This is a genomic window from Nonomuraea glycinis, from assembly GCF_035920485.1.
In the GTDB taxonomy this organism is placed as follows: Bacteria; Actinomycetota; Actinomycetes; order Streptosporangiales; family Streptosporangiaceae; genus Nonomuraea; species Nonomuraea glycinis.
Genome location: NZ_CP109166.1, coordinates 5,476,706 through 5,493,724 on the forward strand (window position 1 = coordinate 5,476,706; position 17,019 = coordinate 5,493,724).

Below are 17,019 nucleotides of genomic sequence, written 5' to 3' on the forward strand. Positions count from 1 at the left end.
CACACCGGCGGCGTCAGCGCCACCGGTCGAGGATGAACGAGTATGGAAAGCGGGCCGGCTTGAGCCGATGCCCATCCGAAAACTTCCCGAAGCGCCTCCCTCGGTGCACATCCTGGGGCCCACCGTCTTCCTCGTGGCCCTGGGCGTCGGGATGGGCGAGTCCTACATGTGGCCTCGGCTGGTCCTGCTGTTCGGGCCGGAGATCAGGTGGCTGTTCCTGATCGGCGTGACCCTGCAGGCCGTCGTCATGCTGGAGATGGCGCGCTACGCCATGGCCACCGGGGAGAGCATCTTCTCCGGGGCGGCCCGGGTGTTCAAGCCGCTCATGTGGTTCTTCTTCATCGTCGCGATGGCCGTCTACATCTGGCCGGGACACCTGTCCGCGGGCGCGGCGGCACTGGAGGAGATCTCCGGGATCCCCTGGATGGTGACCGCCATCGCGGGACTCATCCTGGTCGGCGTGGTCTTCAGCTTCGCCAAGGTGATCTACAACCTGCTGGAGAGCGTGCTGTCGCTGCTCATCGGCACGCTCGTGATCGGCACCGCGGTGGTCGCCGCCATGGTCGGCACCTGGAGCGACGTGGTCACCACGATCACCGGCATGTTCTCCTTCGGCTACCTGCCGGCCGAGGCCATGACGGCGGCGTGGTTCCCGGTCATCGTCGGGGCGTGCGCGTTCGCCGGCCCGTCCGGCATGCAGCAGATGTGGTACACGCTGCACCTGCGGGCCGCCGGCGCCGGCATGGGCGCGCACATCCCGAAGGTGCGCGGCCTGCGGCACGCGGGCGAGGAAGAGGCCATGCCCTCGCGGGGCTTCATGTTCGACACCGACGACCCCGCGGAGATGGCCAAGTGGAAGGGCTGGCGGCGCTGGGTCACCTTCGACGCCTTACTCCTGTTCTGGGGCATCACCATGCTGGTCACGATCTCCTTCACGGTGATCGCCCAGGCGGCGGTGCGGCAGAACCCCGCGGTCCGTACGGCCATCCAGGGTGACGACCGGGAGGTGGCGCTCACCGCCATGGCCGACGCCGTCTCCTCGGCCGGCAGCTCGGCCCTCGGCGTGATCTTCCTCGGGTTCATCGCGCTGATCGGCCTGAACGCCACGCTCGGGCTGTTCGACTCCTTCTCACGCGGCCAGGCCGACATGACGTACAACTTCGTGAAGGGCGCGAAGAAGCTGCGCATGTCCCACCTGTACGCGGGCTTCCTGTGGGGAGTCATCATCTTCGGCATCCTGATCCTGCTGTTCGGCCCGGCCGACGGGCCCAGCGGGATCCTGGACACGCTGGCGTTCCTGTCGACCTTCGCGATGGGCGCGTACTGCGTGACGCTGCTGCTGGTGAACAACCGCATGCTGCCCAAACCGATCAGACCGAAATGGTGGACGAACCTGATCATCGGATTTGGCGCGTTCTTCTACCTCGGCATGCTGTTCTACAGCCTGTTCGCCTTCGGTGTGGTCGTGGGCTGATGATCCAACGGCAAAGCCTCGAACTCGCCCTGCCCGGGGCGTCGATCGGAGCCGGAGCCGGCGCCATCGCCGGTGGGCTGACCCTCCTCGCAGGGCAGCCCGCCGGCCTGGCGGCGCAGTCGGCCCTGACGCTCGCCGTCCCCCTCGCCCTCTTCGGCGGTCTGTACGGCATCCTGCTCGGTCGCGGGATCTTCCGGCCGGGGACCTTCGGGCCCGTCGGCCTCTACTGGATGGCGGGCTTCCCGCTGTCCCGGCTGGTGCAGGAGAGCCTGACCGGGGTCGGCCTGGCCGACGGCGTGCTCCCCTTCCTCGCCTACCAGCTGATGGTGAGCCTCGGCTTCGCGATCGGCTTCCTGTGGTTGCACGAGCGGATGATGCCGCACTGGCTGCTGCGGCACGCCGAGGGCAACCCCCGGGCCGAGGCGCTGCTCGGCCTGTACATCCGTCAAGCCCAGGCCTCGCAACCGAGGTCGGGGAAGGGAGCGCGCCGATGAATGTGCCCGCCTGGATCTGGCTCGCCACGATCGGCGGGTTCGGCCTCGTGCTGGCCCTGGACTTCTACCTGGTGGCCCGCAACCCGCGCGAGCCCTCCTTCAGGGAGTGCGTGGGCTGGGTGTCGCTGTACGTCGCCCTGGCGGGGGTCTTCGGGATCGGGCTGCTGGTCGTGTCGGGCGCGCAGCACGGTGGCGAGTTCTTCGCCGGCTGGATCACCGAGTATTCCCTCAGCGTGGACAACCTCTTCGTCTTCCTGCTGATCATGAGCCGTTTCCGGGTGCCCCGCGAGCATCGCCAGAAGGTGCTGCTCATCGGCATCATCCTGGCGCTGGCCATGCGGGGCGCCTTCATCGCCGCCGGCTCCGAGGCGGTGACCAGGTTCGACTGGCTCTTCTACGTCTTCGGCGCCTTCCTGATCTACACGGCGTGGAAGCTGATCGGGCACGAAGAGGAGGAGGCGGAGTTCTCCGAGAACATCGCCCTGCGCACCGTGCGCCGGGTGCTGCCCACCACCGACACCTACCACGGCGGCCGGCTCACCGTGCATCTCGGGCGCAGGATGGTGACGCCGATGCTGATCGTGATGGTCGCCATCGGCACCACCGACCTGCTGTTCGCGCTCGATTCGATCCCGGCGATCTTCGGACTCACCAAGGAGCCCTACCTGGTCTTCACCGCCAACGCCTTCGCCCTCATGGGGCTGCGCCAGCTGTTCTTCCTCATCGGCGGCCTGCTCGACCGGCTGGTCTACCTGAGCAAGGGCCTGTCGGTGGTGCTGGCCTTCATCGGGGTGAAGCTCATTCTCGAAGCCCTGCACCACGACGGCGTCTCCTGGGCGCCGCAGATCCCGATCCTGGCGTCTCTCGGCGTCATCGTCGGCACCCTCGCGGTGACCACGGTGCTGAGCCTGCTCAAATCGGCTCGGGACGCCAAGGCCGCCGAGGTCACGCAGGCGGCGGAGCCGGAGAGATCGGATTCGGTGGAGCGCTGAATCTGCCGCGCGCGGGGAGCGACCACCCCTGTGCGCGGCATCTCGGTCAGTCGCGCGTGCTCTTGTGCATGTCACGCTCCGCGACCCACTGGGTCATGTAGTGCTCCGCCTGCTCGGCGGAGTGCTGCTTGCGCAGCGCGGTGGCCAGGCCGATGCCGATCCTCCGGCCGTCGGCGGAATGTCCGGGGGTATCTCCAAGGAGAAAGCGGACAAGCGCGCTCTTCATCGTCGCACCTCCTTTCTGTTCCGATCCTCTGCCCGTGGTGTTACGGGACAAGCGTCCTTACGTGAACGCCGAGTCAATCCGCAGGCTCAAGCCGCGGGCTCAATCTGCGGGCTCAATCCGTGGGCTCAATCTGTCGGCGACGTGCGGGGTCGCCGCCGCCGCACGGGCTTGGGCGCGGGCTCGACCGGCTGACTGCCGCGCTGCTCCATGTAGGAGGCGCGGGTGTGCTCGGTGTGCTCGCGCATGATCTGGGCCGCACGGTCCTCGTCGCCCGCCTCGATGGCGTCGATCAGGGCCGTGTGCTCCTGCCAGGAGTCCATGCCGCGCCGCCGGGCCACGGGCGTGTGATACCACCGCACCCGGCGGGCCACCTGGCTGGCCAGCTCGGCCAGCACCTGGTTGCCCGACAGCGCGGTGACCACGGCGTGCAGCTCCGAGTTGGTGGCGACGGCGGCCTCGACGTCGTCGGACTCCACCGCCGCGATGCCCCGCGCGCACAGCGCGCGCAGCCGGCGCACGCCGTCCTCTCCCGCGTGCAGCGCGGCGAGCCGGGCGGACTCGGTCTCCAGCAGCGCGCGTACGGCGAGCAACTGGTCGGCCTCCTCCACCGTCGGCACATGCACGAAAGCGCCCTGGCCGGGGTGCAGATCGACCCAGCCCTCACCGCTGAGCTGCTGCAGCGCCTCGCGCACAGGCTGCCGGGAGACCCCGAGCAGCTCGGCCAGCTCGCTCTCCACGAGGTGCTGGCCGGGCTTGAGCTGGCCGGAGACGATGAGCTCCTGAATCGCCTCGATCACGCTCTCACGGAGCGTGGCGGGACGGGGAATCTTGGTGGCCGCCGTCTGACCGGCCTGATCCGACAGCAACATGACAGACTCCAGGACTAAGCGCATTGCATTGGTTTTGGTCGACTGCCTACAGCATACCGCTCAGTGCGCCACATCCTGGGGTGAGCCTCCTCACAGAGAGCTACCTCACAGGCTGCGATCCTCGGTGCGGGCGGGACGCATGGAGAGGGTGGCCGGCCGGCTGGGGGCGGACAGGTCTCACGGAGATGCCGGCCGGCCGGCTGGCTGGCTGGGGGCGGGCAGAGGTCACACGGGGATGGTGGCCGGCAGGCCGGGGGCGCGCAGGCGCAGGGTGGCCAGCGCGGGCAGCGCCGCCAGTGCGGCGGCGACCAGCAGCGCCGTGGCGGGCGCGGTCAGCGACAGCAGGGCCAGGGCGACGGCCGCCACGCCGGCCACCGCCTTCGCGCTGTGGACCACGGCGTGGATCTCGCCGACGCGCTCGACGCCGAAGAACTCCCGCACCAGGCTGGCGACGAGCGGGTAGAACGCGCCCCCGCCCAGTCCGGCGGCGATGACGCCGAGCCACAGCAGCGGCTGACCCGCCTGCAGGGCGGCCAGCAGGAGGACCTGGCCGGCGGCGAGGACGGTCAGCACGGTGGCGAGCACCCGCCTGCGGCCGAACAGCTCCGAGCAGCGCACGGCCAGCGACCGGCCCGCGCCGTTGAGCGCCACCATGACGGCGAGCGCGGCCCACGAGCCGGTGGCCGCCACCGCGATCACGTCGAACAGCGACACGGCTCCCGCGCAGGCCAGGATCACCGCGAGCGCGGGCAGCGCGCGCGTGCGCAGGGCCTGGGACAGGCCGAACTGCTTGACCGCCACCGGGTTCCTGCGCAGGATCGCCGCGTCCAGCGCGTGCGAGCGCGGCTCCACGGTGTCCGGCCACCACCGGTACGGGGCCAGCCGCAGCGCCCTGGCCGCCGCCCCGATGGCGGCCACGGCGAACACCGCGGCCACGAGGAAGGCGGTGGGCGTCGCACCCGGCGCCGGCCCAGCCCACACCAGCATGGGCACCGCGCCGTAGCCGAAGGCGCCGGTCACCAGGCTGACCTGGGCGGCCGGCCGTTCGGGATACCAGGAGGAGACGACCTCGCTGCAGACCCCGTACACGATCCCCGCCCCGAGCCCGCCGAGCACGGCGTACCCGAGCAGGAGGGCGGGCCCCGCGCCGATCAAACCGTCAGGCCAAGCACTGGCCGCAGCGGCGGTCGGGCCGCCGGTCAGGGCGCCAGGCCAAGCACTGGCCGCGGCGCCGCCGGCGGCGCCGGTCGGGCCGCTGGTCAGGGCGATGGTCAGGAGGCCGATGGTGCTCAGGGCGGCGCCGATGGTCAGGGTGGCGCGGACCGAGAGCCGGCCGCGGCGTACGAGCTGGATGGCCGGCAGGGCGCCGGCGGCCTGGCAGAGCAGGCAGGCGGCCAGCAGGAACAGGCCGGGGGCGTCGCCGGCCAGCAGTGCGGCGAAGCCGTACTGGAGAGGGCTGATGGCGGCCATGGCCGCCAGCGCGAGCCAGAGCATCCGGGTGCGGTCGCGGGGGACAGGACCGACGAGGTAGGAACGCCCGCGCCAGTCCCTGACTACTTCTGCATTCTCCATACTGTATGGAATATACAGAAACCAGCCCACTGTCGAGACCCTAGACGAAGGATATTCCATACGGTATACCGTCTACAAAGGAGGCTCAAATGGACCTGTACGAATATCAGGCGAAGGAGCTCTTCGGCCGCCACGGGATCCCGATCCCGCCGGGCAGAGTCGCGGCCACCCCGGAGGAGGCCAAGGCGGTCGCGGCCGAGCTGGGCATGCCCGTCGTGATCAAAGCCCAGGTGAAGACCGGTGGCCGGGGCAAGGCGGGCGGGATCAAGGCGGCGGCCGGACCGGCGAGCGCCGAGGAGGAGGCCGCCGGCGTGCTGGGGATGGACATCAAGGGACACCTGGTGCGCACGGTGCTGGTCGAGGCGGCGACCGTGCCCTTCGAGGAGTACTACGCGGCCTTCCTGGTGGATCGCGCGCAGGGCGGCTTCCTGGCCATGGTGTCCGCCCAGGGCGGCATGGAGATCGAGGAGCTGGCGGAGACCGACCCCGACGCCATCGTGCGGCTGCCGATCGACCCGGTGACGGGCGTGGACGCCGACACCGCGCGCCTGCTCGCGGCCAAGGCGGGCCTGCCGGACGCGGCGGCGCCGGTCCTGGAGCGGCTCTGGCAGGTGATGATCGAGGAAGACGCCCTGCTCGTCGAGGTGAACCCGCTGATTTGCACCACCGACCAGCGGATCGTGGCCCTCGACGGCAAGGTCACCCTCGACGACGCCGCCGCCTTCCGGCACTCCTGGGCCTACACGGAGGCGTCCGCCGGTCTGGAGGAGCGGGCCAGGGCCAAGGGCCTCAACTATGTGAAGCTCGACGGCCGGGTCGGCGTCATCGGCAACGGCGCCGGGCTGGTCATGAGCACGCTGGACGTGGTCGCCGGCGCGGGCGCGGCCCCGGCGAACTTCCTGGACATCGGCGGCGGCGCGTCGGCCCGGGTCATGGCAGACGGACTGGAGATCATCCTGGCCGACCCGGACGTGCGCTCGGTGCTGGTCAACGTCTTCGGCGGCATCACGACCTGCGACGCGGTGGCCAACGGCATCGTCACCGCACTCGAACTGCTCGGCGAGCGCGGCCTGGCCAGGCCCATCGTCGTACGGCTGGACGGCAACAACGCCGAGGTCGGGCGGCGCATCCTCAGCGACGCCAGGCACCCGGTGGTCCGCCAGGTCTCCACCATGGACGGCGCCGCCGAGACGGCGGCCAGACTCGCGGCAGGTGTGTGATGGCGATCTTCCTGACCAAGGACAGCCGGGTGCTCGTCCAGGGCATGACGGGCGCGGAGGGCAGCCGGCACACCGCCCGGATGCTCGCGGCCGGCACCGAGGTGGTGGCCGGGGTGACGCCGGGCAAGGGCGGGCGCTCGGTCGACTTCGGCGAGCGCGCGGTGCCCGTGTTCGGCTCGGTGGCCGAGGCGATGGCCGAGACCGGGGCCGACGTGTCGGTGGTGTTCGTGCCGCCGCGTTTCACCGGCTCCGCCGTCGAGGAGGCCGTCACGGCGGGCATCCCGCTGTGCGTGGTCATCACCGAGGGCGTGCCCGTGCACGACGCGGTCCGCTTCCGCGCGCTCGCCGCCGGACGTACCCGGATCATCGGCCCGAACTGCCCCGGACTGATCAGCCCCGGCCAGTCGTCGGCCGGCATCATCCCCGCCGACATCACCGCCGCGGGGCGCATCGGGCTGGTCTCCAAGTCCGGCACGCTGACGTACCAGCTCATGTACGAGCTGCGCGACGTGGGCTTCTCCACGGCCGTCGGGATCGGCGGCGACCCCGTCATCGGCACCACGCACATCGACTGCCTCCAGGCCTTCCAGGAGGACCCCGGGACGGACGCGATCGTGATGATCGGCGAGATCGGCGGCGACGCCGAGGAGCGGGCCGCCGCCTACATCGAGCGGCACGTCACCAAGCCGGTCGTCGCCTATGTGGCCGGGTTCACCGCGCCGGAGGGCAAGACGATGGGCCACGCGGGCGCGATCGTGTCCGGCTCGTCCGGCACCGCCCAGGCCAAGAAGGAGGCGCTGGAGGCGGTCGGCGTCCGGGTCGGGCGGACCCCTTCGGAGACGGCCCGGCTGATGCGCTCGGCTCTGGACCGGGCGGCGGCATGAGATTCGACGTCAACCTCTCGATCCTGTTCACCGACCTGCCCCTGCTGGAGCGGCCGGCCGCCGCCGCCAAGGCCGGGTTCGACGCGGTGGAGTTGTGGTGGCCGTTCGACACGCCGGAGCCCGACGAGGCCGAGCTGCGCGCGTTCGTCACCGCCGTGCGGGACGCCGGGGTCGCCCTCGTCGGGCTGAACTTCTACGCCGGCGACATGCCCGCGGGTGATCGCGGGCTGCTGGCCAGGCCGGACGGCTCGGCCAGGTTCCAGGCCAACATCGACGTCGCGGTGGCCCTGGCGGGCGAGCTGGGCTGCACGGTGCTCAACGCGCTGTACGGCAACGGCCCGGAGGTGGACAGGGACCTGGCCGTGGCGAACCTGAGGCGGGCGGCGGACGCGGCGGCCGGGATCGGCGCGACCGTGGTCGTCGAGGCCGTCAACTCCCACGACAACCCGCACTATCCCATCACCTCCTCCGGCGCGGCCTTCGCCCTGATCGACGAGGTGGACCGGGCGAACGTCGGCTTCCTGGCCGACCTCTACCACCTGCACCGGATGGGCGAGGACGTGCTCGCCCTCATCGACGCGTACGCCGCCCGGTTCGCCCACGTGCAGATCGCCGACGACCCCGGCCGGGGCCGGCCCGGCAGCGGGCGGATGCCGTACCAGGAGATCTTCTCGCGGCTGGCGGCCGCGGGCTATCGAGGGCACGTCGGGCTGGAGTACCGGCACGAGGGGTCGGGCGCGTTCGCTTGGAGGCAGTTATGAGCATCTGTTTCGTCGGCTTGGGGATCATGGGCAGCCCGATGGCGGCCAACCTCGTCAAGGCCGGGTACGAGGTCACCGGTTACGACGTGAGCGCCGAGCGGGTCGCGCAGCTCGCGTCCATCGGCGGCAAGGGCGCCGCCGGCGTGGCCGAGGCGGTCGCCGGCGCGGACGTGGTGATCACCATGCTGCCCGACTCGCCGCAGGTCGAGCAGGTCGCCCCCGACATCGTCGAGCACGGCCGCCCCGGCCTGCTCTACCTGGACATGAGCACGATCAGGCCGGAGACCTCACGCTGGGCCGCGCGGCTGGCGGCCGGGCAGGGCATCCGCGCGCTGGACGCCCCGGTCAGCGGCGGGGAGCGCGGCGCGATCGACCGGACCCTGTCGATCATGGTCGGCGGGGCGGCCGAGGACGTCGAGGCGGCCAGGCCGGTGCTCGAAGCGCTCGGCAGCACGATCGTGCACGTCGGCCCCTCGGGCGCGGGGCAGACCGTGAAGGCGGCCAACCAGCTCGTCGTCGGCGGCATCTACGGCCTGGTGGCCGAGGCGATCGTGCTGCTGGAGGCCTCGGGCGTGGACCCGGTGGCCGGCCTGGACGTGCTCGCGGGCGGCCTGGCGGGCTCCAGGATCCTCGACCTCAAACGGCACACCATGATCGCCCGCGAGTTCGCCCCCGGCTTCCGCATCGACCTGCACCACAAGGACATGGGCATCGCCGTCGCCGCCGCCCGCGAGGCCGGCGTCGCGCTGCCGCTCACCGGCCAGGTCGCCCAGCTCGTCGCGGCGGCCAGAGCCCAGGGCCACGGCTCGCTCGACCACTCCGCACTGCTCAAGGTGATCGAAAGGCTGAACGCATGAAACGTGTTCCGTGCATGGAGGCCGTGGTCGCGGTGCTGGAGTCGGAGGGGGTGGACACCGTCTTCGGCATCCCCGGGGCCGCCATCCTGCCGTTCTACGCGGCGCTCCAGCACAGCTCGATCCGGCACATCACGGTCCGCCACGAAGAGGGCGGCACGCACGCGGCCGACGGCTGGTCCCGGGTGACCGGCAACGTCGGCGTCTGCGTCGGCACCTCAGGACCGGCCGGCACCAACATGATCACCGGCCTCTACACCGCGCTGGCCGACTCGATCCCGATGATCTGCGTCACCGGGCAGGCCGTCACGACCAAGCTGCACCAGGAGGCGTTCCAGGCGGTCGACATCGTGGAGATCGCCAAGCCGGTGACCAAGTGGGCGGTGCAGCTCAAGGAGCCCGCCCAGGCGCCCTGGGTGTTCCGCGAGGCGTTCCGGGTGGCGCGCTCGGGCCGGCCGGGGCCGGTGCTCATCGACCTGCCGATCGACGTGCAGCGAGGCACCTGCCTGTACGACCCCGAGCTGGACGCGCCGCTGCCCGTCGAGGTACGCCGGCCGCTGCCCCAGGTGGTGAGCCGGGCCGTGGACCTGCTCACCGCGGCGAAACGGCCGATCATCCTGGCCGGCGGCGGGGTGATCATCGCCGAGGCCACCGAGGAGCTGCGCGAGCTGGCCGAGCACCTCCAGGTGCCCGTGCAGGTGACGCTCATGGGCAAGGGCGCCTTCCCCGAGGATCATCCGCTGTTCGCCGGGATGGCCGGGATCCAGACCCAGACCCGGTGGGGCAACGCCGCGTTCCTGGACAGCGACCTCGTCCTGGCCGTGGGCGCCCGCTTCGGCGACCGGCACACCGGCGACCTCGACGTCTACCGCAGGGGCCGCCGCTTCATCCACGTGGACGTCGAGCCGACCCAGATCGGCCGGGTCTTCGAGCCGGACCTGGGCGTCGTCGGGCACGCCAAGCCGGTGCTGGCGGAGCTGGCCCAGGAGGCCCGCGACCGCAAGCCGGCCGGCGCACCCGGCAAGTGGGTGCGCAAGGTCGGGGAGCTGCGCCGCACGATGGCGCGCCGGGACGACTTCGACGACGTGCCGATCAAGCCGCCGAGGGTGTTCAAGGAGATCAACGAACACTTCGGCAGGGACACCACGTTCGTCACCGCGATCGGCCTCTACCAGATCTGGTCCGGCCAGTTCCAGACGACCTACCTGCCGCGGCGCTACCTGGTCTGCGGCCAGGCCGGGCCGCTCGGCTGGGAGATCCCCGCCGCGCTGGGCGTCAAGTGCGCCTATCCCGAGCGGGACGTCGTGGTGGTGGTGGGCGACTACTCCTTCCAGTTCCTGATGGAGGAGATCGCGGTGGCCGCCCAGTACCGCATCCCGTTCGTCATCGTGATGATCAACAACGAGTATCTGGGGCTGATCAGACAGGCCGAGCTTCCGTACGAGATGAACTTCGCGGTGGACCTGCACTACGGAGAGGGCGGGATCGATCATGTCAAGGCGATGGAGGCGTTCGGCTGCCCGGCGCGCCGGGTGGAGGTGCCCGGTGACCTCGCCGACGCGCTGGCCTGGGCGTCGGCCGAGGCCGAACGCGAGCGACTGCCGGTGCTCGTCGAGGTGATGGTGGAGCGCGAGGCCAACGCCGCCATGGGGCCCTCGCTGGAGGCGATCAAGGAGTTCGAGCCGCTGCCCGAGCTCATCAGCGTCGACTGGTCCGACTGAGGAGATCACATGCGACTCAAACCTGGAACTGCCTGGCAGGACGCCTACGCGGGATGCCGTGCGGCGGCGCCCGAGGCGTTCCACGACGACCGGGTGCTCAACCACTGGGGTGGGTTCTGGCAGCGGGACGGGCGGCCCGCGCCGGTCTTCTCGCCGCTGGACGGCACCGCCATCGCCGGGCCGCCCCGGCTGGACCGGGCCGGCGCGGGCCGGGCCGTGGCGGGCGCGGTCGAGGAGCACCGGCAGTGGCGGCACCTGCCCCTGGCCGAACGCAAGGCGCGGGTCGCCGCGGCGGTGGAGTCCATGGCCGCCCACCGCGACCTGCTGGCCCTGCTGCTGGTCTGGGAGATCGGCAAACCGTGGCGGACCGCCTGCGCCGACGTCGACCGCTGCCTGGACGGCGTGCGCTGGTATCTCACCGAGATCGACCGCATGGTCGAGGGCCGCACGCCGCTGCCTGGGCCGGTCAGCAACATCGCCAGCTGGAACTATCCGATGAGCGTCCTCATGCACGCCATGCTCGTGCAGGCGCTGGCCGGCAACGCGGTCATCGCCAAGACGCCCACCGACGGCGGACTGTGCTGCCTGACGCTCGCCACCGCGCTGGCCGTACGGGAGGGGCTGCCCTTCACGCTGGTCAGCGGGGGAGGGGCCGAGCTGTCGCCGGTCCTGGTGGCGGGGCGGGCGCTGGGCTGCGTGTCGTTCGTGGGCGGCAGGGACGCGGGCGCGAACGTCGCGACCTCGCTGGCCGACCTGGAGCGCAGGCACGTCCTGGAGCAGGAGGGGCTGAACGCGTGGGGGGTGTGGGAATACTCCGGCTGGCAGACGCTCGGCCGGCAGATCCGGGCCTCCTTCGACTACGGCAAGCAGCGCTGCACCGCCTATCCGCGGTTCGTGGTGCAGCGGTCGCTGTTCCACGAGTTCCTCGGGGCCTATCTGGCGGCGGTCGGGTCGTTGCGCTTCGGGCATCCGCTGGCGGTCGCGCGGCCCGACGATCCGCTGCCTGAGCTGGACTTCGGGCCGCTGATCAACGCGTCCAAGGCCAAGGAGCTGGCCGACCAGGTGGACGAGGCGGTGGCGAGGGGCGGGGTGCCGGTCCACCGAGCGTCCTTGGCTGACGGACATTTCCTGCCGGGTCAGGATATTTCGGCGTATGTTCCGCCGGTGGCGGTGCTCAACCCGCCCCGATCCTCACCGCTGTTCCACGCCGAGCCGTTCGGCCCGGTCGACACGATCGTGCTCGTGGACACCGAGGCGGAGCTGCTGGCCGCGATGAACGCCAGCAACGGCGCGCTGGTAGCCACCCTGTCCTGCGACGAGGAGGAGACGTTCGGCCGGCTCGCCCCCGAGGTGCGGGCGTTCAAGGTGGGGCACAACCGGCCGCGCTCCAGGGGCGACCGGGAGGAGCTGTTCGGCGGGCTCGGCGCCTCGTGGCGCGGCGCGTTCGTCGGCGGCGAACTGCTCGTGCGGGCCGCCACCCAGGGCCCCGGCGGCGAGCGCCTGCCGGGCAACTTCCCGCACTACACGCTGCTGCCCGAAAGCCCACTCGGCTAGCCCTCGTCTCAGCCAGCCCTGCCCTGTCTAGGCCGGCTCTGTCTAGGCCGGCCCTGCCTTGGCCGGCTCTGTCAGAACAACCCGAACCGGGTCGCCACCACCAACACCAGGAAGGTCGACATGGCGACCCGCAGCAGCTTGCCGCTGACCTTGAGCGACGGCCACGACAGGTAGGCCAGCCAGACGATGAACGCCAGCACCGGCAGCACGGCCACGCCGCCCAGCCAGTTGGTGACCACGAACCCGGTCAGCAGCAGGGCCACCATCACCGCAGGCGGCACCCACTTGGGCACCTGCGTGAACAGGAACGCCAGCGGCGTGGCGCTGCGCTGCTCCACGGCCTTGCGCATCCCCGTCGCCCCGGGCGTGAAGAACTGCTCGCCCGGCGGCAGCGGGCGTTTCGGCTTGCCGCCCTGCCTGCCGGCCTGTTTGCCGCTCTCGGCCGGTCGCGGCTGGGCGAGCGGATGCTTGCGGCGGTCGTCGTTGGTGGCCACGAGGCCGAGCCTAGCGGCCGAACGAATCGCCCCGTCGGTGTGGATCCGTCTGACATCCTGTGAACGTGCTCGCCGTGATCCGTTACACCGTTCCAGAGTCCCAGTCCCAAGATTTCGCCAAGCAGGGCCACACCATCCTCGACACCCTCGCCGCCCAGCCCGGTTACCTGCGTGGCAGGCTCGCCAGGTCGGTCGACGAGCCCAATCTCTGGGCGCTCGTCAGCGAGTGGGAGGGCGCCGGCTTCTACCGCCGGGCCCTGTCCGCCGCCCGGATGGAGCTGTATCCCCTGATGATCCTTATGGTCAACGAACCCAGCGCCTTCGAGGACGTCTACCTGCGCGACCGGGCGTAGCGACTCTCGCGCGCGGAGGCGCGCGAGAGTCCCCTAAGCTGGGAGCTTCATCGAATGTTCCTCGCCGACCTCCAGCCGGAAAGAGATCCACCAACATGGCACGACGCACAGACGTCATGGACACCATCGTCAGCCTCGCCAAGCGCCGCGGGCTCGTTTACCCGTCGAGCGAGATCTACGGCGGACTGCGCGCGTCGTGGGACTACGGACCACTGGGCGTCGAGCTGAAGAACAACGTCAAGCGGCAGTGGTGGCTGTCGATGGTCCAGGCCCGCGAGGACGTGGTGGGCCTCGACTCCTGCGTCATCCTGGCGCCTGAGGTGTGGAAGGCCAGCGGCCACGTCGAGACCTTCTCCGACCCGCTGACCGAGTGCCAGTCCTGCCACAAGCGCTTCCGCGCCGACCACCTCATCGAGCACTACGAGGAGAAGAACGGCAAGCAGCCGGAGCACGGCCTGGCCGACATCACCTGCCCCAACTGCGGCAACAAGGGCACCTTCACCGAGCCCAGGCAGTTCAGCGGCCTGCTCAAGACCTACCTCGGCCCGGTCGAGGACGAGTCCGGCCTGGCCTACCTGCGCCCCGAGACCGCGCAGGGCATCTTCATCAACTACCTCAACGTGCAGCAGTCGGCGCGCAAGAAGGTCCCGTTCGGCATCGGCCAGGTCGGCAAGTCCTTCCGCAACGAGATCACGCCGGGCAACTTCATCTTCCGCACCCGCGAGTTCGAGCAGATGGAGATGGAGTTCTTCGTCAAGCCCGGCACCGACGAGGAGTGGCACCAGTATTGGATCGACGAGCGCTTCCGCTGGTACTCCGACCTGGGCATCAACAAGGACAACCTGCGCCTGTACGAGCACCCGCAGGAGAAGCTGTCGCACTACTCCAAGCGCACGGTCGACGTCGAATACCGCTTCAACTTCACCGGCTCGGAGTGGGGTGAGCTCGAAGGCATCGCCAACCGCACCGACTTCGACCTGATCGCCCACTCCAAGGCGTCGGGCGTCGACCTCAGCTTCTTCGAGCAGGACACCGGCGAGCGTTACGTCCCGTTCGTCATCGAGCCCGCCGCCGGCGTCGACCGCGCCACGCTCACCTTCCTGCTCGACGCCTACACCGAGGACGAGGCGCCCAACGCCAAGGGCGTCATGGAGAAGCGCACGGTCATGCGGCTCGACCACCGGCTCGCCCCGGTCAAGGCCGCCGTGCTGCCGCTGTCGCGCAACGCCGACCTGTCGCCCAAGGCCCGCGACCTGGCCGCCCAGCTGCGCAGGCGCTGGAACGTCGAGTTCGACGACGCGGGCGCGATCGGCCGCCGCTACCGTCGCCAGGACGAGATCGGCACGCCGTTCTGCATCACGGTGGACTTCGACACCCTGGAGGACCAGGCGGTGACGGTCCGCGAGCGCGACACGATGAGCCAGCAGCGCATCGCCCTCGACCAGGTGGACTCCTACCTGCGTCAGCACCTGAACGACTAGGTTCCCGGCGGACCTCGCCGCCCGCCCTCGACGCCGCCCGCCGCTCGCGACGGGCGGCGTCGCTGCGTGTCGGCCGCCCTGCCGGCGGCGCGGTTCAGGCCGGTGCGCTCACTTCAGGTACGTGCCGAACCAGTCGAGCATCTGACTCGGGTCCTTCTGGAAGTAGGTGTAGCCGTCCCACCGCCGCGTCGATCCCTCGATCCAGAAGAGTTTCTTCTCGGCGACCGGGATGTTGTCGTACATCGCCTGGACGTCATCCGGCCTGGTCAGCACGTCATCGCGCACTTGGTACAGCAGCGTCGGGATCATGACGTTCTTGGCCCAGGGGACCGGTGACATGTCGTCCAGCCTGAGGCTGTTGTGCATTCTGATGCGTGCTTCCAGGTCGTCGATACGGTCGGCCGGCAGGCCGGCGAGCGCCAGGGTCCGTTCGAGCGTGACCCGGACGGACAGCGGCTGTGGCGTGACCAGGCAGCGGACACCGTCGAACGCCTCGGGATGGGTGGTCATGGCGCGCATGGTGGCGTTGCCGCCCATGCACCGGCTGAACAGGCCGATCGCCATCTCACGCAGGTCTTCCCGGCCGCGCACGTAGGCCAGCGAGCCGATGACGTCTCGGGCTTCGAAGACGCCGGCGGTGATGACACCGCCGTTGGCCGCGCCGCTGTGGCCGAAGTTGCGCAGGTCGTAGGCCAGCACGTGGTAGCCGGCGTCGTGCAGGATCTTGTAGTCCGGCACGAGGTCGACCTCGAAGTCGTTGCCGGTGGCCGCCCAGGCCGACTTCCACGGCTCAAGGTGGGCGGGCAGTCCGGATCGGCTGAACCACAGGGGGTGGTTGCAGATGATGATCTTGTTAGATCCGGGCGCCGGGATGAACCAGCCTTCCAGCGGCACGCCGTCCTGGGACGGGAAGGTCACCTCCTCGTAGTCCAGGCCGTGCTCCGCCGGCGAGTGCATGATCGGCGAGCGTGCGGCCACGCCGAAGCCGTAGGCGATGGTCCGCAGCACCTCATCGATCTGTGTTTCCGTCATGGTGACCTCCTGGGCGAGAGTGTTGTTGTCCGCTCCCGGCTGAGACATGGGCCTACTCCTTGACCTTCATGGGGTGGGTGGCCTCGCGGCATCCGGTCCGGGTGATCGGGTGTCGTCATCGAGGTGATGGGCGGCGATGCCGCTCCGGTCCTTCCGTGGGGGCGGCGGTGGCGAGTTCGTCGAGCCAGTCGCGCAGCAGGGCGGTCTCCGAGGCTCGGAGCGTGGCCACCGGGCCGTGGGGCAGCGCGTCGCGCACCTGCGCGGCGGTGGCCGCGAGGTGCGGCGACGCCGGGGTGTCCGTGTAGGTGCGGGACGGTCCGATGACGGCGGCGATGACGGCATCGCGCACGATCGCCGCCGCGGGATCGTCCCTGGTGCCGTCCGTGCGGATCAGGTGGAGCGTCACCCCCACCGCCGCCGTCTCCACGGCGTCGGCGGCCACCTCGACCGGGAGCCGCAGCCGGCCCGCGTCGTCCAGCGTGCGCATCGTCGCCACCAGGTCGGTGCGGGCCACAGCCGCCGCCGGAACGTCCTGGCGGGCCATGGGCCGGCCGTACATGACGTTGTAGAGCGCGGGATGGGTCACCCCGAACTCGACGTGCATGTCCCAGCCACGCCGGAAGTCCGTGACGACGTCACCGGTCGTGCCCACGGCCCGCTTACGGGCCAGGTAACGCTCGAAGCCGTCGGCGACCACGGCGTGCAGCAGGCCGTCCTTGTCGCCGAAGTGGTGATACAGCGTCGGCGGCTTGACCCCTGCGGCGGCACAGACCTCGCGCGTGGAGATCTGCCCGGTCGAGGAGGCCGTCAGCAGCTCGGCGGCGACTTCGATGATCCGCGCACGGGTCTGTTTCTGGTGCGAGCTCTCAGAAGTCATATATCGACAGTACACCAAGAGGCGCCAAGCCTATAGCGCCGATACACTCAGGGCGGACGAGAGACGGCGGGCCGGGGGTGGGATCCGGGTGATCCGGTGCGCGAGGTATTTCAAGGTGGTCGTGGAAGTTGACCACATGTGGACGGGGCGATTGACAAGTC

At 70.5% G+C, this 17,019-nt stretch carries 17 protein-coding genes; 11 read left to right on the forward strand and 6 right to left on the reverse strand.

Annotation, left to right across the window (positions count from 1 at the left end):
- Positions 1-103: 103 nt before the first annotated feature.
- From OHA68_RS25805 to OHA68_RS25815, 3 genes are read left to right on the forward strand one after another with little or no spacing between them, the layout of a single operon-like run.
- On the forward strand, positions 104-1,474 hold the full coding sequence (locus OHA68_RS25805; RefSeq protein ID WP_327102533.1) for an Nramp family divalent metal transporter: 1,371 nt from the start codon (positions 104-106) through the stop codon (positions 1,472-1,474).
- A complete protein-coding gene (locus tag OHA68_RS25810; protein ID WP_327102534.1) occupies positions 1,474-1,968 on the forward strand; it encodes a hypothetical protein in 495 nt (164 codons plus the stop codon). The genes OHA68_RS25805 and OHA68_RS25810 overlap by 1 nt, the downstream gene beginning before the upstream one ends.
- Positions 1,965-2,960 carry a TerC family protein gene (locus OHA68_RS25815; protein WP_327102535.1) on the forward strand — a complete coding sequence of 332 codons (996 nt, stop codon included), beginning with the start codon at positions 1,965-1,967 and terminating at the stop codon, positions 2,958-2,960. The genes OHA68_RS25810 and OHA68_RS25815 overlap by 4 nt, the downstream gene beginning before the upstream one ends.
- Before the next feature lie 46 nt (positions 2,961-3,006).
- Here OHA68_RS25815 and OHA68_RS25820 read toward each other — a convergent pair whose 3' ends face one another.
- The 3 genes from OHA68_RS25820 to OHA68_RS25830 form a co-directional block, all read right to left on the reverse strand.
- Positions 3,007-3,186: a hypothetical protein gene (locus OHA68_RS25820; RefSeq protein ID WP_189144967.1), complete on the reverse strand. Its 180-nt coding sequence runs from the start codon at positions 3,184-3,186 to the stop codon at positions 3,007-3,009.
- A gap of 125 nt (positions 3,187-3,311) precedes the next feature.
- Positions 3,312-4,055, reverse strand: coding sequence for a GntR family transcriptional regulator (locus tag OHA68_RS25825; RefSeq protein ID WP_189144968.1), 744 nt, complete (start codon positions 4,053-4,055; stop codon positions 3,312-3,314).
- A gap of 225 nt (positions 4,056-4,280) precedes the next feature.
- Positions 4,281-5,627, reverse strand: a complete 1,347-nt coding sequence (locus tag OHA68_RS25830; protein ID WP_327102536.1) for an MFS transporter — start codon at positions 5,625-5,627, stop codon at positions 4,281-4,283.
- A gap of 89 nt (positions 5,628-5,716) precedes the next feature.
- On the opposite strand from OHA68_RS25830, the gene sucC reads away from it, so the two are divergent.
- From sucC to OHA68_RS25860, 6 genes are read left to right on the forward strand one after another with little or no spacing between them, the layout of a single operon-like run.
- A complete protein-coding gene (gene sucC / locus OHA68_RS25835; protein ID WP_327102537.1) occupies positions 5,717-6,847 on the forward strand; it encodes an ADP-forming succinate--CoA ligase subunit beta in 1,131 nt (376 codons plus the stop codon).
- Positions 6,847-7,731 (forward strand): succinate--CoA ligase subunit alpha, encoded by an 885-nt coding sequence (sucD, locus tag OHA68_RS25840; RefSeq protein ID WP_189144971.1) that lies wholly within the window; start codon positions 6,847-6,849, stop codon positions 7,729-7,731. Before sucC ends, sucD begins: the two co-directional genes overlap by 1 nt.
- Complete coding sequence (locus tag OHA68_RS25845; protein ID WP_327102538.1) at positions 7,728-8,492, forward strand: hydroxypyruvate isomerase family protein; 765 nt, start codon at positions 7,728-7,730, stop codon at positions 8,490-8,492. The genes sucD and OHA68_RS25845 overlap by 4 nt, the downstream gene beginning before the upstream one ends.
- Positions 8,489-9,349, forward strand: a complete 861-nt coding sequence (locus tag OHA68_RS25850) for a 2-hydroxy-3-oxopropionate reductase (RefSeq protein ID WP_327102539.1) — start codon at positions 8,489-8,491, stop codon at positions 9,347-9,349. The genes OHA68_RS25845 and OHA68_RS25850 overlap by 4 nt, the downstream gene beginning before the upstream one ends.
- Positions 9,346-11,067 carry a glyoxylate carboligase gene (gene gcl, locus OHA68_RS25855; protein WP_327102540.1) on the forward strand — a complete coding sequence of 574 codons (1,722 nt, stop codon included), beginning with the start codon at positions 9,346-9,348 and terminating at the stop codon, positions 11,065-11,067. The genes OHA68_RS25850 and gcl overlap by 4 nt, the downstream gene beginning before the upstream one ends.
- Before the next feature lie 9 nt (positions 11,068-11,076).
- On the forward strand, positions 11,077-12,621 hold the full coding sequence (locus OHA68_RS25860; protein ID WP_327102541.1) for an aldehyde dehydrogenase family protein: 1,545 nt from the start codon (positions 11,077-11,079) through the stop codon (positions 12,619-12,621).
- Between the two features lie 71 nt (positions 12,622-12,692).
- Here the strand turns inward: OHA68_RS25860 and OHA68_RS25865 are convergent, their stop codons facing one another.
- Complete coding sequence (locus tag OHA68_RS25865) at positions 12,693-13,115, reverse strand: DUF6703 family protein (RefSeq protein ID WP_327102542.1); 423 nt, start codon at positions 13,113-13,115, stop codon at positions 12,693-12,695.
- 65 nt (positions 13,116-13,180) lie between these two features.
- Here OHA68_RS25865 and OHA68_RS25870 point away from each other — a divergent pair, with 65 nt between their 5' ends.
- Both OHA68_RS25870 and OHA68_RS25875 read left to right on the forward strand, forming a co-directional pair.
- Positions 13,181-13,468, forward strand: coding sequence for an antibiotic biosynthesis monooxygenase family protein (locus OHA68_RS25870; protein WP_189144977.1), 288 nt, complete (start codon positions 13,181-13,183; stop codon positions 13,466-13,468).
- 95 nt (positions 13,469-13,563) lie between these two features.
- The gene (locus OHA68_RS25875) at positions 13,564-14,949 is read left to right on the forward strand and encodes a glycine--tRNA ligase (RefSeq protein WP_327102543.1); all 1,386 of its coding nucleotides are present in this window, start codon (positions 13,564-13,566) and stop codon (positions 14,947-14,949) included.
- Between the two features lie 108 nt (positions 14,950-15,057).
- Here the strand turns inward: OHA68_RS25875 and OHA68_RS25880 are convergent, their stop codons facing one another.
- Both OHA68_RS25880 and OHA68_RS25885 read right to left on the reverse strand, forming a co-directional pair.
- Complete coding sequence (locus tag OHA68_RS25880; protein ID WP_327102544.1) at positions 15,058-16,029, reverse strand: alpha/beta hydrolase; 972 nt, start codon at positions 16,027-16,029, stop codon at positions 15,058-15,060.
- Between the two features lie 67 nt (positions 16,030-16,096).
- A complete protein-coding gene (locus OHA68_RS25885) occupies positions 16,097-16,858 on the reverse strand; it encodes a TetR/AcrR family transcriptional regulator (RefSeq protein WP_327102545.1) in 762 nt (253 codons plus the stop codon).
- Positions 16,859-17,019 lie beyond the last annotated feature (161 nt).